Below are 19,894 nucleotides of genomic sequence, written 5' to 3'. Positions count from 1 at the left end.
CGCCCGCTCCGTGCCGGCTTGCCTCGCCCCACTCCTTGTGGGCCGTCGGCCCGCCCCGTACGGCGCCGCGCCTTCGTGGCGCGCGTCAGGGCGCGAGGAGTCCGGGCAGGGCGAGGCGCCGCGTTCCGTTGTGCCCACCCGTTCCGCCCTGCGGAACGACTGCCCACAACGCGGCGGGACGGCGGCTGCGCCGGCGCTCGCGACGGCGCGGTGACGTACGTGGACGGCTCGCGCGCATCACGTGACCCATCGACCGCACGTTTTCGGGGCGACCGCCCCGCGAGGAGCAACCGCATGTCCAGCGAGTTCTTCATTCCCGACCCGGAGGGTCAGGTCCCGTCCGCCGAGGGCTACTTCGGCGCCTATGGCGGCAAGTTCATCCCGGAGGCCCTCGTCGCCGCCGTCGACGAGGTCGCCGTCGAGTACGAGAAGGCCAAGAACGACCCCGAGTTCGCCCGCGAGCTCAACGAGCTGATGGCCGACTACACCGGCCGGCCCAGCGCCCTCACCGAGGTCCCGCGGTTCGCCGAGCACGCCGGCGGCGCCCGGGTCTTCCTCAAGCGCGAGGACCTGAACCACACCGGTTCGCACAAGATCAACAACGTGCTCGGCCAGGCCCTGCTCACCAAGCGCATGGGCAAGACCCGCGTCATCGCGGAGACCGGCGCCGGTCAGCACGGCGTCGCCACCGCCACCGCCTGCGCCCTGTTCGGTCTCGAGTGCACCATCTACATGGGCGAGGTCGACACCCAGCGCCAGGCCCTCAACGTCGCCCGCATGCGCATGCTCGGCGCCGAGGTCGTGGCCGTGCAGTCCGGCAGCCGCACCCTCAAGGACGCCATCAACGAGGCCTTCCGCGACTGGGTCGCCAACGTCGACCGGACGCACTACCTCTTCGGCACGGTCGCCGGCCCGCACCCCTTCCCGGCCATGGTCCGTGACTTCCACCGGGTCATCGGCGTCGAGGCGCGCCGCCAGATCCTGGAGCGGGCGGGCCGCCTGCCCGACGCGGCCGTCGCCTGCGTCGGCGGCGGTTCGAACGCCATCGGTCTCTTCCACGCCTTCATCCCGGACGCCTCCGTCCGGCTGATCGGCTGCGAGCCGGCCGGCCACGGCGTCGAGACCGGCGAGCACGCCGCCACCCTCACCGCCGGCGAGCCCGGCATCCTGCACGGGTCCCGCTCCTACGTCCTCCAGGACGAGGAGGGCCAGATCACCGAGCCCTACTCGATCTCGGCGGGCCTCGACTACCCCGGCATCGGCCCCGAGCACGCCTTCCTCAAGGACAGCGGCCGCGGCGAGTACCGCGCCGTCACCGACGACGCCGCCATGCAGGCGCTGCGGCTGCTGTCGCGCACCGAGGGCATCATCCCGGCCATCGAGTCGGCGCACGCCCTCGCCGGCGCCCTGGAGGTCGGCAGGGAGCTCGGCAAGGACGGGCTGATCGTCGTCAACCTCTCCGGGCGCGGCGACAAGGACATGGACACCGCCGCCCGCTACTTCGGCCTGTACGACGCCGACGCAGCGGTGGCCGCCGACGCGGCCGACGTCGCGGAGATCGAGGGGGACGCCAAGTGACCGGGAACATCCAGCTGCTCGGCGACACCCTCGCCAAGGCGAAGGCCGAGGACCGGGCCGCGCTCATCGCCTACCTCCCGGCCGGCTTCCCGACCGTGGACGGCGGCATCGCGGCGATCAAGGCCGTCTTCGACGGTGGCGCCGACATCGTCGAGGTCGGCCTGCCGCACAGCGACCCGGTGCTCGACGGGCCGGTCATCCAGACCGCCGACGACATCGCCCTGCGCGGCGGCGTCAGGATCGCCGACGTCATGCGCACGGTGAAGGAGGCGTACGGGGCCACCGGCAAGCCGGTCCTCGTGATGACCTACTGGAACCCCATCGACCGCTACGGCATCGAGCGCTTCACCGAGGAGCTCGCCGCGGCCGGCGGCGCGGGCTGCATCCTGCCCGACCTGCCGGTCCAGGAGTCGGCGGTCTGGAGGGAGCACGCCACCCGGCACGGCCTCGCCACGATCTTCGTCGTCGCCCCCAGCAGCAAGGACGAGCGGCTGGCCACGATCACCGCGGCCGGTTCCGGCTTCGTCTACGCGGCCTCCCTCATGGGTGTCACCGGTACCCGGGAGTCGGTCGGGGAGCAGGCCGCCGACCTCGTCCGCCGCACCCGCGCCGCCGGCGACCTGCCGGTCTGCGTCGGTCTCGGCGTCTCCAACGCCGCTCAGGCCAAGGAGGTCGCCGCCTTCGCCGACGGCGTCATCGTGGGCTCCGCCTTCGTGAAGCGGATCCTCGACGCCGACGGCGACGAGCAGGCCGGGCTCGGCGCCGTAAGGGAACTGGCGGGCGAACTCGCCGAGGGCGTGCGCCGCAGCTCGTAACCCGTACGGGTGGTTCGTCACCGGGGAGGCACGCGCGTGCCTCCCCGGTTCGTTGCTGTGGGCGTGAGCGAGAAGAACCGAGACGGTAGTAACCGGAGCGCGCGGGAGCGCCTCCAGCAGCAGCGCGAGCGCGAGAAGGCCCGCGACAGGCAGCGGCGCGTCCTCATCGTGTCGGCCGCGGTCGTGGGCGTCCTCGCCCTGGCCGCTGTCGTCGGCGTGATCGCCGCCAACAGCGGCGGGAAGGACAGTTCCGACAAGGCGGGGCCGGTCGTCGAGCCCAGCGGCGCCCTCGGCGGCGAGAAGCCCGTCATCCCCCAGGGCAGGCCGGACGCCCCGTCCACGCTCACGATCTGGGAGGACTTCCGCTGCCCCGCGTGCGCCCAGTTCGAGACGTACTTCCGGGACACCGTCCACGAGCTGGAGGCCGCGGGGGCCGTCAAGGCGGAGTACCACCTCGTGACCCTCATCGACGGCAACATGGGCGGCAGCGGCTCCCTGCGCGCCGCCAACGCGGCCGCGTGCGCCCAGGACGCCGGGAAGTTCACGGCCTACCACGACGTGCTCTACACCAACCAGCCGCAGGAGACCGACGACGCCTACGCGAGCAACGCCAAGCTGATCGAGCTCGCGGCCAAGGTCCCCGGGCTCGACACGCCGGCCTTCCGCAGCTGCGTCGAGGACGGCACGCACGACAGCTGGGTGAAGAAGTCGAACGACGCCTTCCGCGCCAGCGAGTTCCGCGGCACGCCGACCGTCCTGCTCAACGGCGAATCGGTCTTCCCGTCGAAGGGGAACGAGCAGATCTCCCCGGAGAACCTGAAGAAGTGGGTCGCCGAGGCCAACAAGGGCAAGAAGGCGGGCACCGCATCCCCGGCCCCGGGAAGCCCCGCGGGCCGCTGAGACCGCGGGGCGTTACGGAGAAGTTGCCGGGCCGGTCGCCGCAGGGCCCGCCCGGCAGGGTAGCGTCGGACCTGCCATGGACCTTGCCTACATTCCCAGCCCGTCGACCGGCGTGATCCACCTCGGACCGATCCCGCTGCGCGGCTATGCCTTCTGCATCATCATCGGTGTCTTCGTCGCCGTCTGGCTCGGCAACAAGCGCTGGATCGCCCGGGGCGGCACCGCCGGCACCGTGGCCGACATCGCCGTCTGGGCGGTGCCCTTCGGCCTCGTCGGCGGCCGGCTCTACCACGTGATCACCGACTACCAGCTGTACTTCAGCGAGGGTGAGAACTGGGTCGACGCCTTCAAGATCTGGGAGGGCGGCCTCGGCATCTGGGGCGCCATCGCGCTCGGTGCCGTCGGCGCCTGGATCGGCTGCCGCCGCCGCGGCATCCCGCTCCCGGCGTACGCGGACGCCATCGCGCCCGGTATCGCCCTCGCCCAGGCCGTCGGCCGCTGGGGCAACTGGTTCAACCAGGAGCTGTACGGCCGGCCGACCGACCTGCCGTGGGCGCTGAAGATCACCGCGGGCGCCAACCGCGAGGCCGGCCTCTACCACCCGACCTTCCTCTACGAGTCGCTGTGGTGCGTCGGCGTCGCGCTCGTCGTCATCTGGGCGGACCGCCGCTTCACGCTGGGCCACGGCCGCGCCTTCGCGCTCTACGTCGCCGCGTACTGCGCCGGCCGCGGATGGATCGAGTACATGCGCGTCGACGAGGCGCACCACGTGCTGGGCCTGCGTCTGAACGTGTGGACCGCGATCGTGGTCGGCCTGCTGGCCGTCGTCTACATGGTGGTCTCGGCGAAGGTGCGGCCGGGCCGCGAGGAGATCGTGGAGCCGAAGAAGGACGCCGGCGGGAAGGCCGTGGAGGACGCCGACAAGGCCGGGGCCCCGTCCGCCGACGAGCCCGAGGGCGAGACCGACGGGTCCGCGGACGAGGCGGCGGCCGCCTCCGCCGCCTCGGACCGGGACGGGGATGCCACCGGGGACGCCCCGGCGGACGACGTTCCCTCCTCCGGGAAGGACGCGGCCGACAACGGCGCCGGCGCGGGCGGTCGCTGACCCGCACGACATGCGGCGGTGGGCCGCCGGGACCACGGGTCCCGGCGGCCCACCGCCGTTTCCCGGGTCAGGACCGGCGCGCGGCGAGGGCCAGGACCCGGCGGGCGCCGGTGACGACGGCCGCGTCCACGAAGCGTCCGTCGGGCAGGGCGAGCGCACCCGCCTGGGCCTCCGCCGCCTTGACGATCTCCTCCGCCGCGGCGATCTCGTCGGCGGTGGGGAGATAGGCCCGCTCGATCACCGGGAGCTGGCGGGGATGGACGGCGGCCCGGCCGAGGAAGCCCATCGCCCGGCCCCGGGCGCAGCCGGCGGCGAGGGCGTCGAGATCGCGGACGTCCGCGTGGACGGACTGGACCGGCGGCGGCAGGGCAGCGGCGCGGGCGGCGACCACGATCCGGCTGCGCGGCCAGTCCAGGCCGCTGTCCTCCCGTACGCCCAGGTCGGCGGCGAGGTCCGCCTCGCCGAGGGCGATGCCGTGCACCGAGGGGTGGGCGGTGGCGATGGCGTACGCGTGCTCCACGGCGAGGGCGGTCTCCAGCAGCGGGTAGAGCGGGAGGCCCCGTGAGAGCTCGACGATCCGGCCGATGTCGGTGGGGTGCGACACCTTGGGGACACGGAGAGCGACGAGGCCGGGGAGTGACGCCAGGGAGGGGATGTCACGCGGCGCGTGGATGCGTACGTGGACCGGGACGGGCTGGGGGTCGGAGAGCAGTTCGGCGGTGGCGGCCAGGGCGTAGGAGCGGCGGTCCGGGGACACCGCGTCCTCCAGGTCGACGATGACGACGTCGGCGCCGGAGACGAGCGCCTTCTGGACGACGGCGGGGCGGTCACCGGGGGCGTAGAGCCAGGTGAGGGGAGCGGCGGCGGTGTTCATACGGCTCCTTCGGCGCGCAGGGCGGCGATCTCGGCGCCGGTGAGGCCCAGTTCGGTGAGGAGATCGGCGGTGTCGGCGCCGTGCGGGCGGCCGGCCCAGCGGATCGCGCCGGGGGTCTCGGAGAGCCGGAAGAGGACGTTCTGCATCCGGAGGGGGCCGAGTTCGGGGTCCGGGACCTCGGTGACGGTGCCGAGGGCCTGGAACTGGGGGTCGTCGAGGACGTCCCGGACGTCGTAGACCGGGGCGATGGCGGCCTCCGCCTTCTCGAAGGCGGCCATGGCCTCGTCGCGGGTGTGACGGGCGATCCAGGAACCCACCGCCTCGTCGAGGACGTCCGCGTGCGCGGCCCGGCCGGTGCCGTCGGCGAACCAGGGTTCGTCGACGAGCTCGGGCCGGCCGACCAGCCGCAGCACGCGCTCGGCGATCGACTGGGCCGACGTGGAGACGGCGACCCAGGAGCCGTCGGAGGTCCGGTAGGTGTTGCGCGGGGCGTTGTTGCGGGAGCGGTTGCCGGTGCGGGGCTGGACGTAGCCGAGCTGGTCGTACCAGAGGGGGTGGGGGCCGACGACGGAGAGCATCGGTTCGATGATGGCCATGTCGACGACCTGGCCGCGGCCGGTGGCGGTCCGTGCGGTGAGCGCGGTCATCACGGCGTACGCGGTGGCGAGGGCGGCGACCGAGTCGGCGAGGCCGAAGGGCGGGAGGGTCGGCGGGCCGTCGGGTTCTCCGGTGATGGCGGCGAACCCGCTCATCGCCTCGGCGAGGGTGCCGAAGCCGGGGCGGTGGGCGTACGGGCCGAACTGCCCGAAGCCGGTGACCCGGGCGAGCACCAGACGCGGGTTGACGGTCGACAGCTCCTCCCAGCCGAGCCCCCAGCGCTCCAGGGTGCCGGGCCGGAAGTTCTCCACGATCACGTCGGCGTCGGCGGCGAGCCGGAGCAGCGTGTCGCGACCGCCGGGCGAGGACAGGTCCAGGGTCATCGTGCGCTTGTTGCGCCCGAGGACCTTCCACCACAGTCCGACCCCGTCCTTGGCCGGGCCGTGACCGCGGGAGGGGTCGGGCCTGCGGGGGTGCTCGATCTTCACGACGTCGGCGCCGAAGTCGCCGAGCAGCGTCGCGGCGAGCGGGCCGGCGAAGAGGGTGGCGAGATCCAGGACGCGCAGTCCGCGCAGCGGGGCGCCGGGGGTGGCGGGCGCGGCGGGGGAGGCGGGGGTGGTCATGCGAGGGCCGCCTCGATCGCGACGCGGTACGGCATCGAGGTCGACGCCCCCTCGTGCTGGACGGACAGCGCCGCGGCCGCCGAGGCCCAGGCCAGGGCCTCCGGCATGGGCCGGCCCTCGGTGAGGGCGACGGCCAGGACGCCCACGAAGGTGTCGCCGGCGGCCGTGGTGTCGACGGCGTGGACGCGGGGCGCCGGCACGGTGAGCGGTTCGGCGCCGTCGCGCGCGGCGTACAGACATCCGGCGGAGCCGAGGGTGACGACCACCTCGGGCACCACGTCGAGGAGGGCCCGGGCGGCCTCGTACGGGTCGGTGAGGCCGGTCAGGGCGGTGGCCTCGTGCTCGTTGGGCACCAACAGGTCGGTGGCGGTGAGGAGTTCCGGAGGGAGGGAGCGGGCGGGAGCCGGGGTGAGGACGGTGCGCACACCGCGCTCGCGGGCGGCGCCGGCCCCCTCCACGACCACGGACAGGGGGAGTTCGAGCTGGAGGAGCAGGGCGTCGGCGGTCTCGATGAGGGCCTCGTCGCCGTGGGTGAGGGAGGTGACGGTGCCGTTGGCGCCGGGGACCACGACGATCGCGTTGCCGCCCTCGTCGTCGACGACGATGTGCGCGGTGCCGGAGGGGCCCTCGACGGTGCGCAGCAGATCGGTGTCCACACCGCTGTGGTCGAGCGCGCCGCGCAGCCGCAGGCCGAACTCGTCGGCGCCGACCGCGCCGATCATCGACACCTCGGCCCCCGCGCGGGCGGCGGCGACGGCCTGGTTGGCGCCCTTGCCGCCGGGCACGGTGCGGAACTCCCGTCCGGTGACGGTCTCGCCGCGGGCGGGCGCCTTGGCCACGTAGGCCACGAGGTCCATGTTCGTGCTGCCGAGCACGACGATGCTGGTCGGGCTGGTCGGGCTGGTCGGGCTGGTCATGGGCGTACTGCCTCCGAGTGGGTCAGGGCGGCCAGGGTGTCGAAGCCGATGCCGTCGAAGGACGCCACCGAGGTCGAGAGCCGGTTCTTGAGGGGGGAGGTCCACCGGTGGGGCAGCCGGTCGGGGTGCCCGGCCAGCAGACCGGCGACCGATCCGGCCGTGGCGCCGTTCGAGTCGGTGTCCCAGCCGCCGGACACGGCCGCGCAGACGGACCGGGTGAAGTCGCCGTCGGCGTGGGTGAGCGCGGCGGCCAGGAGGGCGGCGTTGGGGACGGCATGGACCCAGTGATACCCGCCGAGCTCGGCGTGGAGCCGGTCCACGGCGACGTCGAAGTCCCGGTGCTCCCGGGCCGCGGCGATGCCCAGGCGCACGCCCGCGGCCAGGCGCGACCGGGGCGGCACGACGGAGAGCCCGGCCGCCAGCGCCTGGTGGACGTCCGCCCCGCCGCCCGCGGCGGCGGCGAGGGCGGCGGCGACGAACATGGCCCCGTGGACCCCGTTGCCGGTGTGGGTGAGCACCGCGTCCCGGTGGGCCTGCCGGGCGGCGCCGCCGGGGTCCCCCGGGTGGGTCCAGCCGTGCACGTCGGCGCGGATCAGGGCGCCGATCCACTCGCGGAAGGGATTGCGGCGGACGGCCGTGAGCGGGGGTTCGACCCCGTCGAGCAGATTGCGGTAGGCGACCCGCTCGGCGGTGAACGTGCGCCCGGCGGGCAGTTCGTCGAGCCACAGCCGGGCGACGTCGGCGGTGGTGAACGCGCGGCCGTGGCGGCGCAGGAGCAGCAGGGCGAGGAGGGGGTAGTTGAGGTCGTCGTCCTCGGGCATCCCGTCGATGTTCTCGGCCAGGGAGGTGGCGGCGGAGCGCCGGTTCCACGGATGTGCGGCGAGCAGCGGGGCGGGCACGCCGCGGGCCGTGAACCAGTCGTTCAGCGGCCAGTTGCCGGTGGCGCGGCCGAGCGCGCGGATGCCGTCCAGGGGCAGCTTCTCGACGGGTTTTCCGAGCAGGCACCCGACGGCCCGCCCGAGCCAGGCGGCGTGCAGCCGGTCCAGCAGGGCGCCGCCCGGGGCCGTCCCGTCCTCGCGGGGGCGCGGGGCGGGGGCGGCCGGCCAGTCCGGGCAGGCGGCGGTGATCGCGTCCAGGTGGGTGGGTTCGTGGGAGGCCAGCGGGGAGGGGAGTTCGGCCAGGGCGTCGAGGAGCTGCTCGGCCAGGGGGCGCAGCGCGGGGCGGGCGGCGGGGGAGGCGCCGGCGGTGGCCGGGGCCTCGGGGCCGCCGGCGGCCTGCCACCGGGCGGCGAGGGGTGCGGCGTCGCGGCCGTCCTCCGCGGCCTGGCGGAGTTCATGGCCCACCAGGTCCTCGGGCTGGACCCAGGTGAGGCGCAGGAGACCGGTGGCGGAGGGGGTCATCGGGGGGCGTCCGTCAGGGTCGCGTACGCCGCCTCGTGGGCGCGCCGTCGGGTCGTGTCGCGGCGGAAGATCTCGTGGGTCACCGCGGTCAGGGCGGCCGCCGGGGCGTGGAGGTCCAGACGGCTGGCCTCCGCGACCCGCTTCGCCCACTCGGCGGGGACGGCGGACTCGCCGTGGAGGGCGCCCGACAGCGCGCCGGCCATGGTCGCGATCGAGTCGCAGTCGCGGCCGTAGTTGACCGCGCCCAGGACCGTGCGGCGGTAGTCGCCCTCGCCGACGAGGAGCATGCCGAGTGCGACGGGGAGTTCCTCGATCGCGTGCAGCCGGGAGGGGCGGCGGGCGTCCAGGGACGGGGCACGGTAGTCCGGGCCGACCGAGTCGAAGGGGGCGACGGCCGCCCGCAGCGGCGTCAGCGCGGTCTCGAAGTCACGGTGGTTCTCGGCGACTTCGGCGACCGCCTCGATCGCGGCCCGGGTGCCGTCCTTGGCCAGGGAGAGGGCCGTCTCGGTGACCGTGCGCGGGGTCGCGCCGGGCGCGCAGGCCGCCGCCACGGCCGCCGCGAAGACGCCTGCCGCCTCGCGGCCGTACGAGGACTGGTGGGCGCCCGCGATGTCGAGGGCCTCCGCGTAGGCGCCCGCCGGGTTGCCCGCGTTGACCAGGCCGACCGGGGCCATGTACATCGCGGCACCGCAGTTGACGATGTTCCCGGTGCCGGCCTCACGCGGGTCGGCGTGCCCGTAGTGGAGGCGGGTGACGATCCACTTCTCCGCGAGGAAGACGCGCTGGAGCGGCAGCGCCTCCGCCTCCAGCTCCGGGATCCAGACCGTCCGGCCCATGAGCTCGGGGACCAGGTGCTCGGCCACCGCGTACGCGTCGAGGTGGTCGCGGACGTGCTCGTACACCCGGATCAGGGCGTGCGTCATCAAGGTGTCGTCGGTGACGTGTCCGTCGCCCTTGTGGTACGGGGCGATCGGGCGCGCCGTGCGCCAGGCGTCGCCGTTCCACGGGCCGACGATGCCGGTGACGCGGCCGCCGTGGCGTTCCAGGATCTGCTCGGGGGTGTAGCCCTCGACGGGGCCGCCGAGGGCGTCGCCCACGGCCGCCCCGACGAGACTGCCGGTGATGCGGTCATCCAGTTGGGGTGTCATGTCGGAATTGTCCACCCGGGGTGGCCAGTTCCGTGGCTGCGAGCAGTCCGGCGAGTTCGACGAGGTCCGTGCCGGCGAGGCGGGGCAGCGCGCAGCCCGCGAGGGTCCGGCACGCCTCGCGCCAGGTGGCCGGGACCGAATCCCCGCCGCCCAGCGCGCCGGTGAGCGCGCCCGCCAGGGCCGGGGCCGAGTCCGCGACCCGGGACAGGCAGGCCGCGGCCGGTACGGCCGAGGCCACCTGGCCGTGGGACGCGAGCGTCAGCGCCAGGGCGACCGGGACGGTCTCGGCGGCGGCGATGCCGTAGCTGTAGACGTGGTCCACGATCTGGTGCTCCAGGAGCGGGACCAGCTCGAAGGAGGAGCCCACGGCGCGGGCCAGTCCGACGGCGTGCTGGGCGTTCCGGCCGATCTCCGTGCCGGGCGGGAGCTGGGTGAGCGCCGCCGCCACGGCCTCGGCCGGGGTGGCGCCGCCCAGGGCCGCGGCGGTCGCGGCCGCCACCGCGCGGGCCCCGTGGACGCCGTCGCCGTCCTGCGTGTACCGCGCGTCGAACTCGGCGAGTTCGGCCGCGGCGGCCGGATCGCCGGGGTGGACGAGGGCGAGGACGGCGGCGCGGACGCAGGCGGCGTCGTCGAAGTAGTGGGGGTTGTCGTGACCGGTGGCGGGCGGGCGCAGGCCGGTGGCGAGGTTGCCGAGCCCGGCCCGTACGGAGATCCGGGCGCGGAGGGGGAGGACCGCGGACTCCACCTCGGGCGCGCGGTCGGCGGCGGCGGCGACCTGGCCGGCCAGGGAGTTCCAGGCGAGGTCCACGGAGGCACGCAGGCGGCGCTCGGGGGCGAGGGTGCGGAAGAGCGGGCCGGCCGAGGCGAGGAGGGCCTCGGCGGTGAACACCGCCCACTCGGCGTCGTCGGAGGGGCCGAGGCGGAGCGGCTCGGGCGGCTGGTTGAGGGCGATGGGGACGGGGAGGGTGGTCGTCGCGTTCTGCTCGGCGAAGGTGTCGAGTTCGCGGGTGAGCCGGCGGGTCCACTCGGGCATGCGGGCGGCGCGGTGCCGGGCCGCGGGCCAGCCCGCGGCGTCGCCCGCGGCGAGGCCGAGCAGCAGTCCCTCGATCGCCTCACGGGGGGCGCGGGGGGTGTACGGCCCTGCCGCGGAGGGCGCCACCGTGCCGGCTCGGGTCGCGGTGCCGAGCACCGGCGCGCGCCCGAGGGTGGCGCGGCCCGTGGCCGGGGCGATGGCACCGCCGCCGTCCGCGGAGGGCGCGCAGGCACCCCCAGGGGGTGCTGCGCCGGCGCCCGCGCCGACGGGAACGGTGTCCCTTCCCGTCGTGTCCAGGGCCGTCGTGATGTCCGCGCTCATGGCGTCTCCTCGTCCGGGGTCAGCAGGTCGGCGATGTCCAGGACGTGGTAGCCGCGCATCGAGGGGAGGCAGCTGCCGGCGACCGGGGGGATGGCGGAGGCCCAGGGCTCGGGGATCGCGGCGGTGCCGCCGAGCGCGCCGGCCAGGGCGCCGGCGACCGCCGCCGTCGTGTCGGCGTCGCGGCCCATGTTGACGGCGGTCAGGACCGAGGTGCGGAAGTCGCCGCGGGCCGCGGCGAAGGCGCCGAAGGCCAGGCCGACGGCCTCGGGGGCGAGGTCCGTCCACGGGTAGCCGCCGATGACGACCGCCGAGCGGACCGCCCGTTCGCGTTCCAGCGGGTCGGGCCGGAGCCGTTGCGCCGCCACCACCGCGCGCCGCAGCGACCGGGCGGTCCAGGAGTCCATCGGGATCACCGAGAGGGCCGCCGCGATGACGGACGTGACCGTGGCGCCGGTCATCGCCGCCGCCACCCCCGCGGCCACCGCCTGTCCGCCGTAGATGCCCTCGCCCTCGTGGCTGACGCCGCCGTCGATGGCGACCAGCCGTGCCGCCTCGGCGGGGCGGCCCGCCGCGAAGACGCCGAAGGGGGCGGCCCGCATCGCGAGGCCGTCGCTCCAGGCGTGCCGGTGCTGGGCCGAGATGGGGGCGGCCAGTCCGCGGCGGAGGTTCTCCAGGGTGCCGCGTTCGGAGAAGCCGGCGCCCCGGAAGGGTCCCTCGTCGAGGTCGGCGATCCAGTGGTGCCAGGCCCGTTCGACGTGGGCCACCGTGAGGGCCGAGCCGTGCCGGGCCAGCAGCAGGCCGGAGAAGATCGCGTACTCGGTGTCGTCCGTGCCCGCCGGACGGTCCGTCACGAAGCCCTCGATCCTGCCCCATCGGGCGCGGATCTCCGAGGGCCGCAGGTTCTCGGCGGGAGCGCCCAGCGCGTCACCCACCGCCAGGCCGAGCAGGGCGCCCCGCGCGCGTTCCCGCACCGTTCCCGCATGCCGCGGATCCCCTCCGTCCCCTGCCCCCGCCGGATCCCCTGCCGCCCCTGCCGTCCGTACGGCGGCTCGCTTCGTACCGGCCATCTGTTCTCCCTTTCGCGCTCTGCAGATGCCTGCCACGCGACCGGGCCCGACCCCTCACCGAAACGTTTCTGTCACCCGGGTGACAGCAGCTCGGCCAGGCTTGCCTCAGTAAAGCGAGCCTTACTAAGTACGGCCTGCCTTGCTGGCGCGCCCCTTACATCGGGCGTATTTTCGACGGTGTCGAGGGGGGCGGGCTCGCCGAACCCGCAAGAAAGACAGGGGAGAAGCATGTCCATCATCGAGGCCGTCGCACCGCTCCACGAGGCCCACCGCGACAACCACACGCACCGCGACGTCAACGGCGGCTGGCTGCGCCCCGCCGTCTTCGGCGCGATGGACGGACTCGTCTCCAACCTCGCCCTCATGACCGGTGTGGCCGGCGGTGCGGTCTCCTCGCAGACCGTCGTCATCACGGGCCTGGCCGGGCTCGCGGCCGGCGCCTTCTCGATGGCCGCCGGCGAGTACACCTCCGTCGCCTCGCAGCGCGAGCTGGTCCAGGCCGAACTGGACGTCGAGCGCGTTCAGTTGCGCAAACACCCGGTCGACGAGATGGAGGAGCTCGCCGCGCTCTACGTCTCGCGCGGGGTCGAGCCGGCGCTCGCCCGCGAGGTGGCCCTGCAGCTGTCCCGCGACCCCGAGCAGGCCCTGGAGATCCACGCCCGCGAGGAGCTGGGCATCGACCCCGACGACCTGCCGTCGCCGATGGTCGCCGCGGTCTCGTCCTTCGGCTCCTTCGCGCTCGGTGCCCTGCTGCCCCTGCTGCCGTACCTGCTCGGTGCGACCGCGCTGTGGCCGGCCGTGCTGCTAGCGCTGTTCGGGCTCTTCGGCTGCGGCGCGCTCGTGGCCCGGGTGACCGCCCGAAGCTGGTGGTTCAGCGGACTGCGCCAGCTCGTCCTCGGGGGCGCCGCCGCGGCCGTCACGTACGGGCTCGGCATGCTCCTCGGGGCCGCTCTGTAGTCCGTCCCCGCGGTGCGCCCGCCCGCCCGCACAGGGCCGCCGCGCGGCCGCCCGGCCGCGGCCGCGCCGCCGCGTCTCCCGCAAGGCCCCTGGTCATCGCGACCGGGGGCCTTCGCGCGTCATAGGGCCGTCCGGGGGCTCTGTCTCTGTGACGTATCTCCCTGGGCGGATCCGCCGCCCCGGTGAGACACTATGCACGGCGCCACATATCTAGCCGGTTACCGGCCGGTTTCGAATCCTCGGCCACCGGGCATGAGGCACAAGCGCCGCGGGCAATGAGGCCCGCTCTGCGACAGGTCACCGGATTCCTCCTGAATCCCTGGCCCGTCCCCATGGGAACGCCGTGGTTCCCGTGCCTCACAGCTGAACCACCCGCCACCGCCCGTATCGGCGGTGTCCGCATGCTGGAATGAGCTATCCACTTCGCGAGAAGCCAGCCATCATGTAACCTGCACGAAATTTCGCGGAGGGCCAACGTCGTCCCTCGGCTGCTGCATATGCCACGACGACGACGGGAGAGCCGATGCGTTCCGACGCCTGGTCGCCCATGGACGGTCGCCCCGCCCCCCAGGGGCTGTACGACCCCCGTAACGAACACGACGCCTGTGGTGTCGGGTTCGTGGCCACCCTCACCGGTGTTGCCAGCCACGCCCTGGTCGAGCAGGCGCTGACCGTACTGCGCAATCTCGAGCACCGCGGCGCCACCGGCTCGGAGCCCGACTCCGGTGACGGCGCCGGAATCCTTTTCCAGGTCCCCGACGCCTTCCTCCGCGAGGTCACCGACTTCGAGCTTCCCGCGGCCGGCTCCTACGCCGTCGGCATCGCCTTCCTTCCCGCAGACGGCTCCGCACAGGCCGTCTCGCAGATCGAGACGATCGCCGCCGAAGAGGGCCTCGACGTCCTCGGCTGGCGCGAGGTCCCCGTCGCCCCCGAGCTGCTCGGCGCCACGGCCCGCTCCACCATGCCGGTCTTCCGCCAGCTCTTCGTCGCCGACGGCGCGAACAGCGGCCTCGCACTGGACCGCAAGGCCTTCGTCCTGCGCAAGCGCGCCGAGCGTGAGGCGGGAACGTACTTCCCGTCGCTCTCCGCCCGCACCATCGTCTACAAGGGCATGCTGACCACCGGCCAGCTGGAGCCCTTCTTCCCGGACCTGTCGGACCGCCGCTGCGCCACCGCCGTGGCCCTGGTCCACTCCCGGTTCTCCACGAACACCTTCCCGAGCTGGCCGCTCTCCCACCCGTACCGCTTCGTCGCCCACAACGGCGAGATCAACACGGTCAAGGGCAACCGCAACTGGATGACCGCCCGCGAGGCCCAGCTGGCCGGCGACGTCTTCGGCCAGAGCCGGGACGGCCGCGGCATCGAGCGGATCTTCCCGATCTGCACCCCGGACGCCTCCGACTCCGCCTCCTTCGACGAGGTCCTGGAGCTGCTCCACCTCGGCGGGCGCACGCTGCCGCACGCGGTCCTGATGATGGTCCCCGAGGCGTGGGAGAACCACGACTCCATGGACCCGGCCCGCCGCGCCTTCTACCAGTACCACTCCACCCTGATGGAGCCCTGGGACGGCCCCGCCTGCGTCACCTTCACCGACGGCGTCCAGGTCGGCGCGGTCCTCGACCGCAACGGTCTGCGCCCCGGCCGCTACTGGGTCACCGACGAGGGCCTCGTCGTGCTCTCCTCCGAGGTCGGCGTCCTCGACATCGACCCGGCCAAGGTCGTCCGCAAGGGCCGCCTGCAGCCCGGCAAGATGTTCCTCGTCGACACGGCCGAGCACCGCATCATCGAGGACGACGAGATCAAGGCCGCCCTCGCCGCCGAGCAGCCGTACGCGGAGTGGCTGGAGACCGGCGAGATCGAGCTCTCCGACCTCCCCGAGCGCGAGCACATCGTGCACACCCACGCCTCGGTCACCCGCCGCCAGCAGACCTTCGGCTACACCGAGGAAGAGCTCCGCGTCATCCTCGCCCCGATGGCCCGCACCGGCGCCGAGCCGATCGGCTCCATGGGCACGGACTCGCCGATCGCCGCGCTGTCCGAGCGCCCCCGGCTGCTCTTCGACTACTTCACCCAGCTGTTCGCGCAGGTCACCAACCCGCCGCTGGACGCCATCCGCGAGGAGCTCGTGACCTCGCTGCTCTCCTCGCTCGGCCCCGGCAGCAACCTGCTCGACCCGACCGCCGCGTCGTGCCGCAGCGTCACGCTGCCCTTCCCGGTGATCGACAACGACGAGCTGGCCAAGCTCATCCACATCAACGCCGACGGCGACATGCCCGGCATGAAGGCCGTGACCCTGTCCGGCCTGTACCGGGTCTCCGGCGCCGGCGAGGCGCTCGCCGCCCGCATCGAGGAGATCTGCGCCGAGGCCGACACGGCGATCGAGGGCGGCGCCCGCCTGATCGTCCTGTCCGACCGGCACTCCGACGCCGAGCACGCGCCGATCCCGTCGCTGCTGCTCACCGCGGCCGTCCACCACCACCTCATCCGTACCAAGCAGCGCACCAAGGTGGGTCTGCTGGTCGAGGCCGGCGACGTCCGCGAGGTCCACCACGTCGCCCTGCTCATCGGCTACGGCGCCGCCGCGGTGAACCCGTACCTGGCCATGGAGACGGTCGAGGACCTGGCCCGGGCCGGCACCTTCATCACGGACGTCGAGCCCGAGGCGGCCATCCGCAACCTGATCTACGCCCTCGGCAAGGGCGTCCTCAAGGTCATGTCGAAGATGGGCATCTCGACCGTCGCCTCCTACCGCGGCGCCCAGGTCTTCGAGGCCGTCGGCCTCGACACCGCCTTCGTCGAGAAGTACTTCAACGGCACCGCCACCAAGATCGGCGGCGCCGGCCTCGACGTCGTCGCCAAGGAGGTCGCCGCCCGTCACGCCAAGGCGTACCCCGTCACCGGCATCCCCTCGGCGCACCGCGCCCTCGACATCGGCGGCGAGTACCAGTGGCGCCGCGAGGGCGAGCCGCACCTCTTCGACCCGGAGACCGTCTTCCGCCTGCAGCACGCCACGCGCTCCAAGCGGTACGACATCTTCAAGAAGTACACGGAGCGGGTGAACGAGCAGTCCCAGCGCCTCATGACGCTCCGCGGCCTGTTCGGCTTCGCCTCCGACCGCGCCCCGATCCCCGTCGACGAGGTCGAGCCGGTCTCCGAGATCGTCAAGCGCTTCTCCACCGGAGCCATGTCGTACGGCTCCATCTCGCGCGAGGCCCACGAGACCCTCGCCATCGCCATGAACCAGCTGGGCGGCAAGTCCAACACCGGCGAGGGCGGCGAGGACCCGGACCGCCTCTACGACCCGGAGCGCCGCTCCGCGATCAAGCAGGTCGCCTCCGGCCGCTTCGGCGTCACCAGCGAGTACCTGGTCAACGCGGACGACATCCAGATCAAGATGGCCCAGGGCGCCAAGCCCGGCGAGGGCGGCCAGCTGCCCGGCCACAAGGTCTACCCGTGGGTGGCCAAGACCCGGCACTCCACCCCGGGCGTCGGCCTGATCTCCCCGCCGCCGCACCACGACATCTACTCCATCGAGGACCTGGCCCAGCTGATCCACGACCTCAAGAACGCCAACCCGCAGGCCCGCATCCACGTGAAGCTGGTCTCCGAGGTCGGCGTCGGCACGGTCGCGGCCGGCGTGTCCAAGGCCCACGCGGACGTCGTGCTCATCTCCGGCCACGACGGCGGTACCGGCGCCAGCCCGCTCACCTCGCTGAAGCACGCGGGCGGCCCCTGGGAGCTCGGCCTCGCCGAGACCCAGCAGACCCTGCTGCTCAACGGCCTGCGCGACCGCATCGTCGTGCAGACCGACGGCCAGCTCAAGACCGGCCGTGACGTCGTCATCGCCGCGCTGCTCGGCGCCGAGGAGTTCGGCTTCGCCACCGCGCCGCTCGTCGTCTCCGGCTGCGTCATGATGCGCGTCTGTCACCTGGACACCTGCCCCGTCGGCATCGCCACCCAGAACCCGGTCCTGCGCGACCGCTTCTCCGGCAAGGCCGAGTACGTGGTCAACTTCTTCCGGTTCATCGCCGAAGAGGTCCGCGAGCTCCTCGCCGAGCTGGGCTTCCGCTCGATCGAGGAGGCCGTCGGCCACGCCGAGCTCCTCGACACCAGCCGCGCCGTCGCCCACTGGAAGGCCCAGGGCCTCGACCTGGCGCCGCTGTTCCACGTGCCGGCGCTGCCCGAGGGCGCGGTCCGCCACGCGCTCATCGAGCAGGACCACGGTCTGGAGAAGGCCCTCGACAACGAGCTGATCCAGCTCGCCGCCGAGGCCCTCGGCGCCGACTCCGCCGAGACCGCCCAGCCGGTCCGCGCCCAGGTCGGCATCCGCAACATCAACCGGACCGTCGGCACCATGCTCGGCCACCACGTGACGAAGAAGTTCGGTGGCGCGGGCCTGCCCGCCGACACCATCGACATCACGTTCACCGGTTCCGCGGGCCAGTCCTTCGGCGCCTTCCTGCCGGCCGGTGTCACCCTCCGCCTGGAGGGCGACGCCAACGACTACGTCGGCAAGGGCCTCTCCGGCGGCCGCGTCATCGTCCGCCCGGACCGCGGCGCCGATCACCTGGCCGAGTACTCCACCATCGCGGGCAACACGATCGGCTACGGCGCCACCGGCGGCGAGATGTTCCTGCGCGGCCGCACCGGCGAGCGCTTCTGCGTCCGCAACTCCGGCGCGCTGGTCGTCTCCGAGGGCGTGGGCGACCACGGCTGCGAGTACATGACCGGCGGCTCGGCGGTCGTCCTCGGCGAGACGGGCCGCAACTTCGCGGCCGGCATGTCCGGCGGCGTGGCCTACGTGATCGACCTCGACCGGGACAACGTCAACGCCGGCAACCTGGAGGCGGTGGAGGCCCTGTCGGACACCGACAAGGCGTGGCTGCACGATGTCGTGCGCCGCCACCACGAGGAGACCGGCTCGACGGTCGCCGAGAAGCTGCTCGCCGACTGGGACGCCGCCGCGGCCCGGTTCAGCAAGATCATCCCCACCACGTACAAGGCAGTGCTCGCCGCCAAGGACGCCGCTGAGCTCGCCGGTCTCTCCGAGGCCGAGACCACCGAGAAGATGATGGAGGCGGCGACCCATGGCTGACCCGAAGGGCTTTCTGACCACCGGGCGTGAGGTCGCCAAGACCCGGCCCGTGGGCGAGCGCGTGAAGGACTGGAACGAGGTCTACGTTCCCGGCTCCCTGCTGCCGATCATCAGCAAGCAGGCCGGCCGGTGCATGGACTGCGGCATCCCGTTCTGCCACAACGGCTGTCCGCTGGGGAACCTCATCCCCGAGTGGAACGACTACGCCTACCGCGAGGACTGGTCGGCCGCGTCCGAGCGCCTCCACGCCACGAACAACTTCCCGGAGTTCACCGGCCGCCTGTGCCCGGCTCCGTGCGAGGCGGCGTGCGTGCTCGGCATCAACCAGCCGGCCGTGACCATCAAGAACGTCGAGGTCTCGATCATCGACAAGGCGTGGGACGCCAACGACGTCCGGCCGCAGGCGCCCGAGCGCCTGTCCGGCAAGACCGTCGCGGTGATCGGCTCGGGCCCGGCGGGTCTCGCCGCCGCCCAGCAGCTGACCCGGGCCGGCCACACCGTGGTCGTGTACGAGCGGGCCGACCGCATCGGCGGTCTGCTGCGCTACGGCATCCCCGAGTTCAAGATGGAGAAGCGGCACATCAACCGCCGCATCGAGCAGATGCGCGCGGAGGGCACCAAGTTCCGCACCGGCATCGAGATCGGCCGCGACCTCACCTCGACGGACCTGCGCAAGCGGTTCGACGCGGTCGTCGTCGCCGCCGGTGCCACCACCGCCCGCGACCTGCCCGTCCCGGGCCGGGAGCTCAAGGGCATCCACCAGGCGATGGAGTACCTGCCGCTCGCCAACAAGGTCGTCGAGGGCGACTTCGTGGCCTCGCCGATCACCGCCGAGGGCAAGCACGTCGTGGTCATCGGCGGCGGCGACACCGGCGCGGACTGCGTCGGCACCGCGCACCGCCAGGGCGCGGCCTCCGTCACGCAGCTGGAGATCATGCCCCGCCCGGGCGAGGACCGGAACGGCAACCAGCCCTGGCCGACCTTCCCGATGCTCTACAAGGTCACCTCGGCGCACGAGGAGGGCGGCGAGCGGGTCTACTCCGTCTCCACCACCCACTTCGAGGGCGACGAGGAGGGCAACGTCCAGTTCCTGCACCTGACCGAGGTCGAGTTCGTCGACGGCAAGCTCACCCAGAAGCCCGGCACCGAGCGCCGGATCCCCGCCCAGCTGGTCACCCTCGCCATGGGCTTCACCGGCACGGACGTCGAGAACGGCCTGGTCGCCCAGTTCGGCCTGGCCCTCGACGAGCGGGGTAACATCGCGCGTGACGCGGACTTCGCCACCAACGTCGATGGCGTCTTCGTCGCCGGTGACGCCGGTCGCGGTCAGTCCCTGATCGTGTGGGCCATCGCGGAAGGCCGCTCGGCCGCCCGCGGAGTGGACCGCTACCTCACGGGCGCCAGCTCCCTGCCGGCCCCGATCCGCCCGACGGACCGTGCCCTGACGGTCTGATCCGCCGGATC

The 19,894-nt window shown here is 73.6% G+C and carries 14 protein-coding genes; 7 read left to right on the top strand and 7 right to left on the bottom strand.

Features of this window, described 5'->3' with window-relative positions:
• Positions 1-294 precede the first annotated feature (294 nt).
• The 4 genes from trpB to lgt all read left to right on the top strand — a co-directional run bounded on the left by trpB (position 295) and on the right by lgt (position 4,398).
• Positions 295-1,578 carry a tryptophan synthase subunit beta gene (gene trpB, locus ACGF1Z_RS07075; RefSeq protein WP_393000837.1) on the top strand — a complete coding sequence of 428 codons (1,284 nt, stop codon included), beginning with the start codon at positions 295-297 and terminating at the stop codon, positions 1,576-1,578.
• A complete protein-coding gene (gene trpA, locus ACGF1Z_RS07070; RefSeq protein ID WP_393000835.1) occupies positions 1,575-2,393 on the top strand; it encodes a tryptophan synthase subunit alpha in 819 nt (272 codons plus the stop codon). The genes trpB and trpA overlap by 4 nt, the downstream gene beginning before the upstream one ends.
• A gap of 63 nt (positions 2,394-2,456) precedes the next feature.
• Positions 2,457-3,293 carry a DsbA family protein gene (locus ACGF1Z_RS07065; protein ID WP_393000833.1) on the top strand — a complete coding sequence of 279 codons (837 nt, stop codon included), beginning with the start codon at positions 2,457-2,459 and terminating at the stop codon, positions 3,291-3,293.
• Positions 3,294-3,369: 76 nt separating this feature from the next.
• Positions 3,370-4,398, top strand: a complete 1,029-nt coding sequence (gene lgt, locus ACGF1Z_RS07060; protein ID WP_393000831.1) for a prolipoprotein diacylglyceryl transferase — start codon at positions 3,370-3,372, stop codon at positions 4,396-4,398.
• 67 nt (positions 4,399-4,465) lie between these two features.
• On the opposite strand, the gene ACGF1Z_RS07055 is transcribed toward lgt, so the two are convergent.
• Genes ACGF1Z_RS07055 through ACGF1Z_RS07025 form a run of 7 tightly spaced genes read right to left on the bottom strand, consistent with a single transcriptional unit; the run spans position 4,466 to position 12,378 of the window.
• Positions 4,466-5,272, bottom strand: a complete 807-nt coding sequence (locus ACGF1Z_RS07055; protein ID WP_393000829.1) for an HpcH/HpaI aldolase/citrate lyase family protein — start codon at positions 5,270-5,272, stop codon at positions 4,466-4,468.
• Positions 5,269-6,492 (bottom strand): CaiB/BaiF CoA transferase family protein, encoded by a 1,224-nt coding sequence (locus tag ACGF1Z_RS07050; RefSeq protein WP_393000827.1) that lies wholly within the window; start codon positions 6,490-6,492, stop codon positions 5,269-5,271. The genes ACGF1Z_RS07055 and ACGF1Z_RS07050 overlap by 4 nt, the downstream gene beginning before the upstream one ends.
• A complete protein-coding gene (rbsK, locus tag ACGF1Z_RS07045) occupies positions 6,489-7,409 on the bottom strand; it encodes a ribokinase (RefSeq protein ID WP_393000825.1) in 921 nt (306 codons plus the stop codon). Before rbsK ends, ACGF1Z_RS07050 begins: the two co-directional genes overlap by 4 nt.
• The gene (locus ACGF1Z_RS07040; RefSeq protein WP_393000823.1) at positions 7,406-8,809 is read right to left on the bottom strand and encodes an ADP-ribosylglycohydrolase family protein; all 1,404 of its coding nucleotides are present in this window, start codon (positions 8,807-8,809) and stop codon (positions 7,406-7,408) included. The genes rbsK and ACGF1Z_RS07040 overlap by 4 nt, the downstream gene beginning before the upstream one ends.
• Positions 8,806-9,957, bottom strand: a complete 1,152-nt coding sequence (locus tag ACGF1Z_RS07035) for an ADP-ribosylglycohydrolase family protein (protein ID WP_393000821.1) — start codon at positions 9,955-9,957, stop codon at positions 8,806-8,808. The genes ACGF1Z_RS07040 and ACGF1Z_RS07035 overlap by 4 nt, the downstream gene beginning before the upstream one ends.
• Positions 9,938-11,311, bottom strand: coding sequence for an ADP-ribosylglycohydrolase family protein (locus ACGF1Z_RS07030; RefSeq protein ID WP_393000819.1), 1,374 nt, complete (start codon positions 11,309-11,311; stop codon positions 9,938-9,940). Before ACGF1Z_RS07030 ends, ACGF1Z_RS07035 begins: the two co-directional genes overlap by 20 nt.
• Positions 11,308-12,378, bottom strand: a complete 1,071-nt coding sequence (locus tag ACGF1Z_RS07025) for an ADP-ribosylglycohydrolase family protein (RefSeq protein WP_393000817.1) — start codon at positions 12,376-12,378, stop codon at positions 11,308-11,310. The genes ACGF1Z_RS07030 and ACGF1Z_RS07025 overlap by 4 nt, the downstream gene beginning before the upstream one ends.
• Positions 12,379-12,606: 228 nt before the next feature.
• On the opposite strand from ACGF1Z_RS07025, the gene ACGF1Z_RS07020 reads away from it, so the two are divergent.
• The 3 genes from ACGF1Z_RS07020 to ACGF1Z_RS07010 all read left to right on the top strand — a co-directional run bounded on the left by ACGF1Z_RS07020 (position 12,607) and on the right by ACGF1Z_RS07010 (position 19,883).
• A complete protein-coding gene (locus ACGF1Z_RS07020; protein WP_393000815.1) occupies positions 12,607-13,335 on the top strand; it encodes a VIT1/CCC1 transporter family protein in 729 nt (242 codons plus the stop codon).
• Positions 13,336-13,858: 523 nt separating this feature from the next.
• Positions 13,859-18,430: a glutamate synthase large subunit gene (gltB, locus tag ACGF1Z_RS07015; RefSeq protein WP_393000813.1), complete on the top strand. Its 4,572-nt coding sequence runs from the start codon at positions 13,859-13,861 to the stop codon at positions 18,428-18,430.
• On the top strand, positions 18,423-19,883 hold the full coding sequence (locus ACGF1Z_RS07010) for a glutamate synthase subunit beta (protein WP_393000811.1): 1,461 nt from the start codon (positions 18,423-18,425) through the stop codon (positions 19,881-19,883). Before gltB ends, ACGF1Z_RS07010 begins: the two co-directional genes overlap by 8 nt.
• Positions 19,884-19,894: the final 11 nt, after the last annotated feature.

It is taken from the genome of Streptomyces sp. NPDC048018, assembly GCF_043202995.1.
GTDB lineage: Bacteria > Actinomycetota > Actinomycetes > Streptomycetales > Streptomycetaceae > Streptomyces.
Note: the sequence above shows the minus strand (reverse complement) of the source record. Positions and strands in the feature narration are given on the sequence as shown.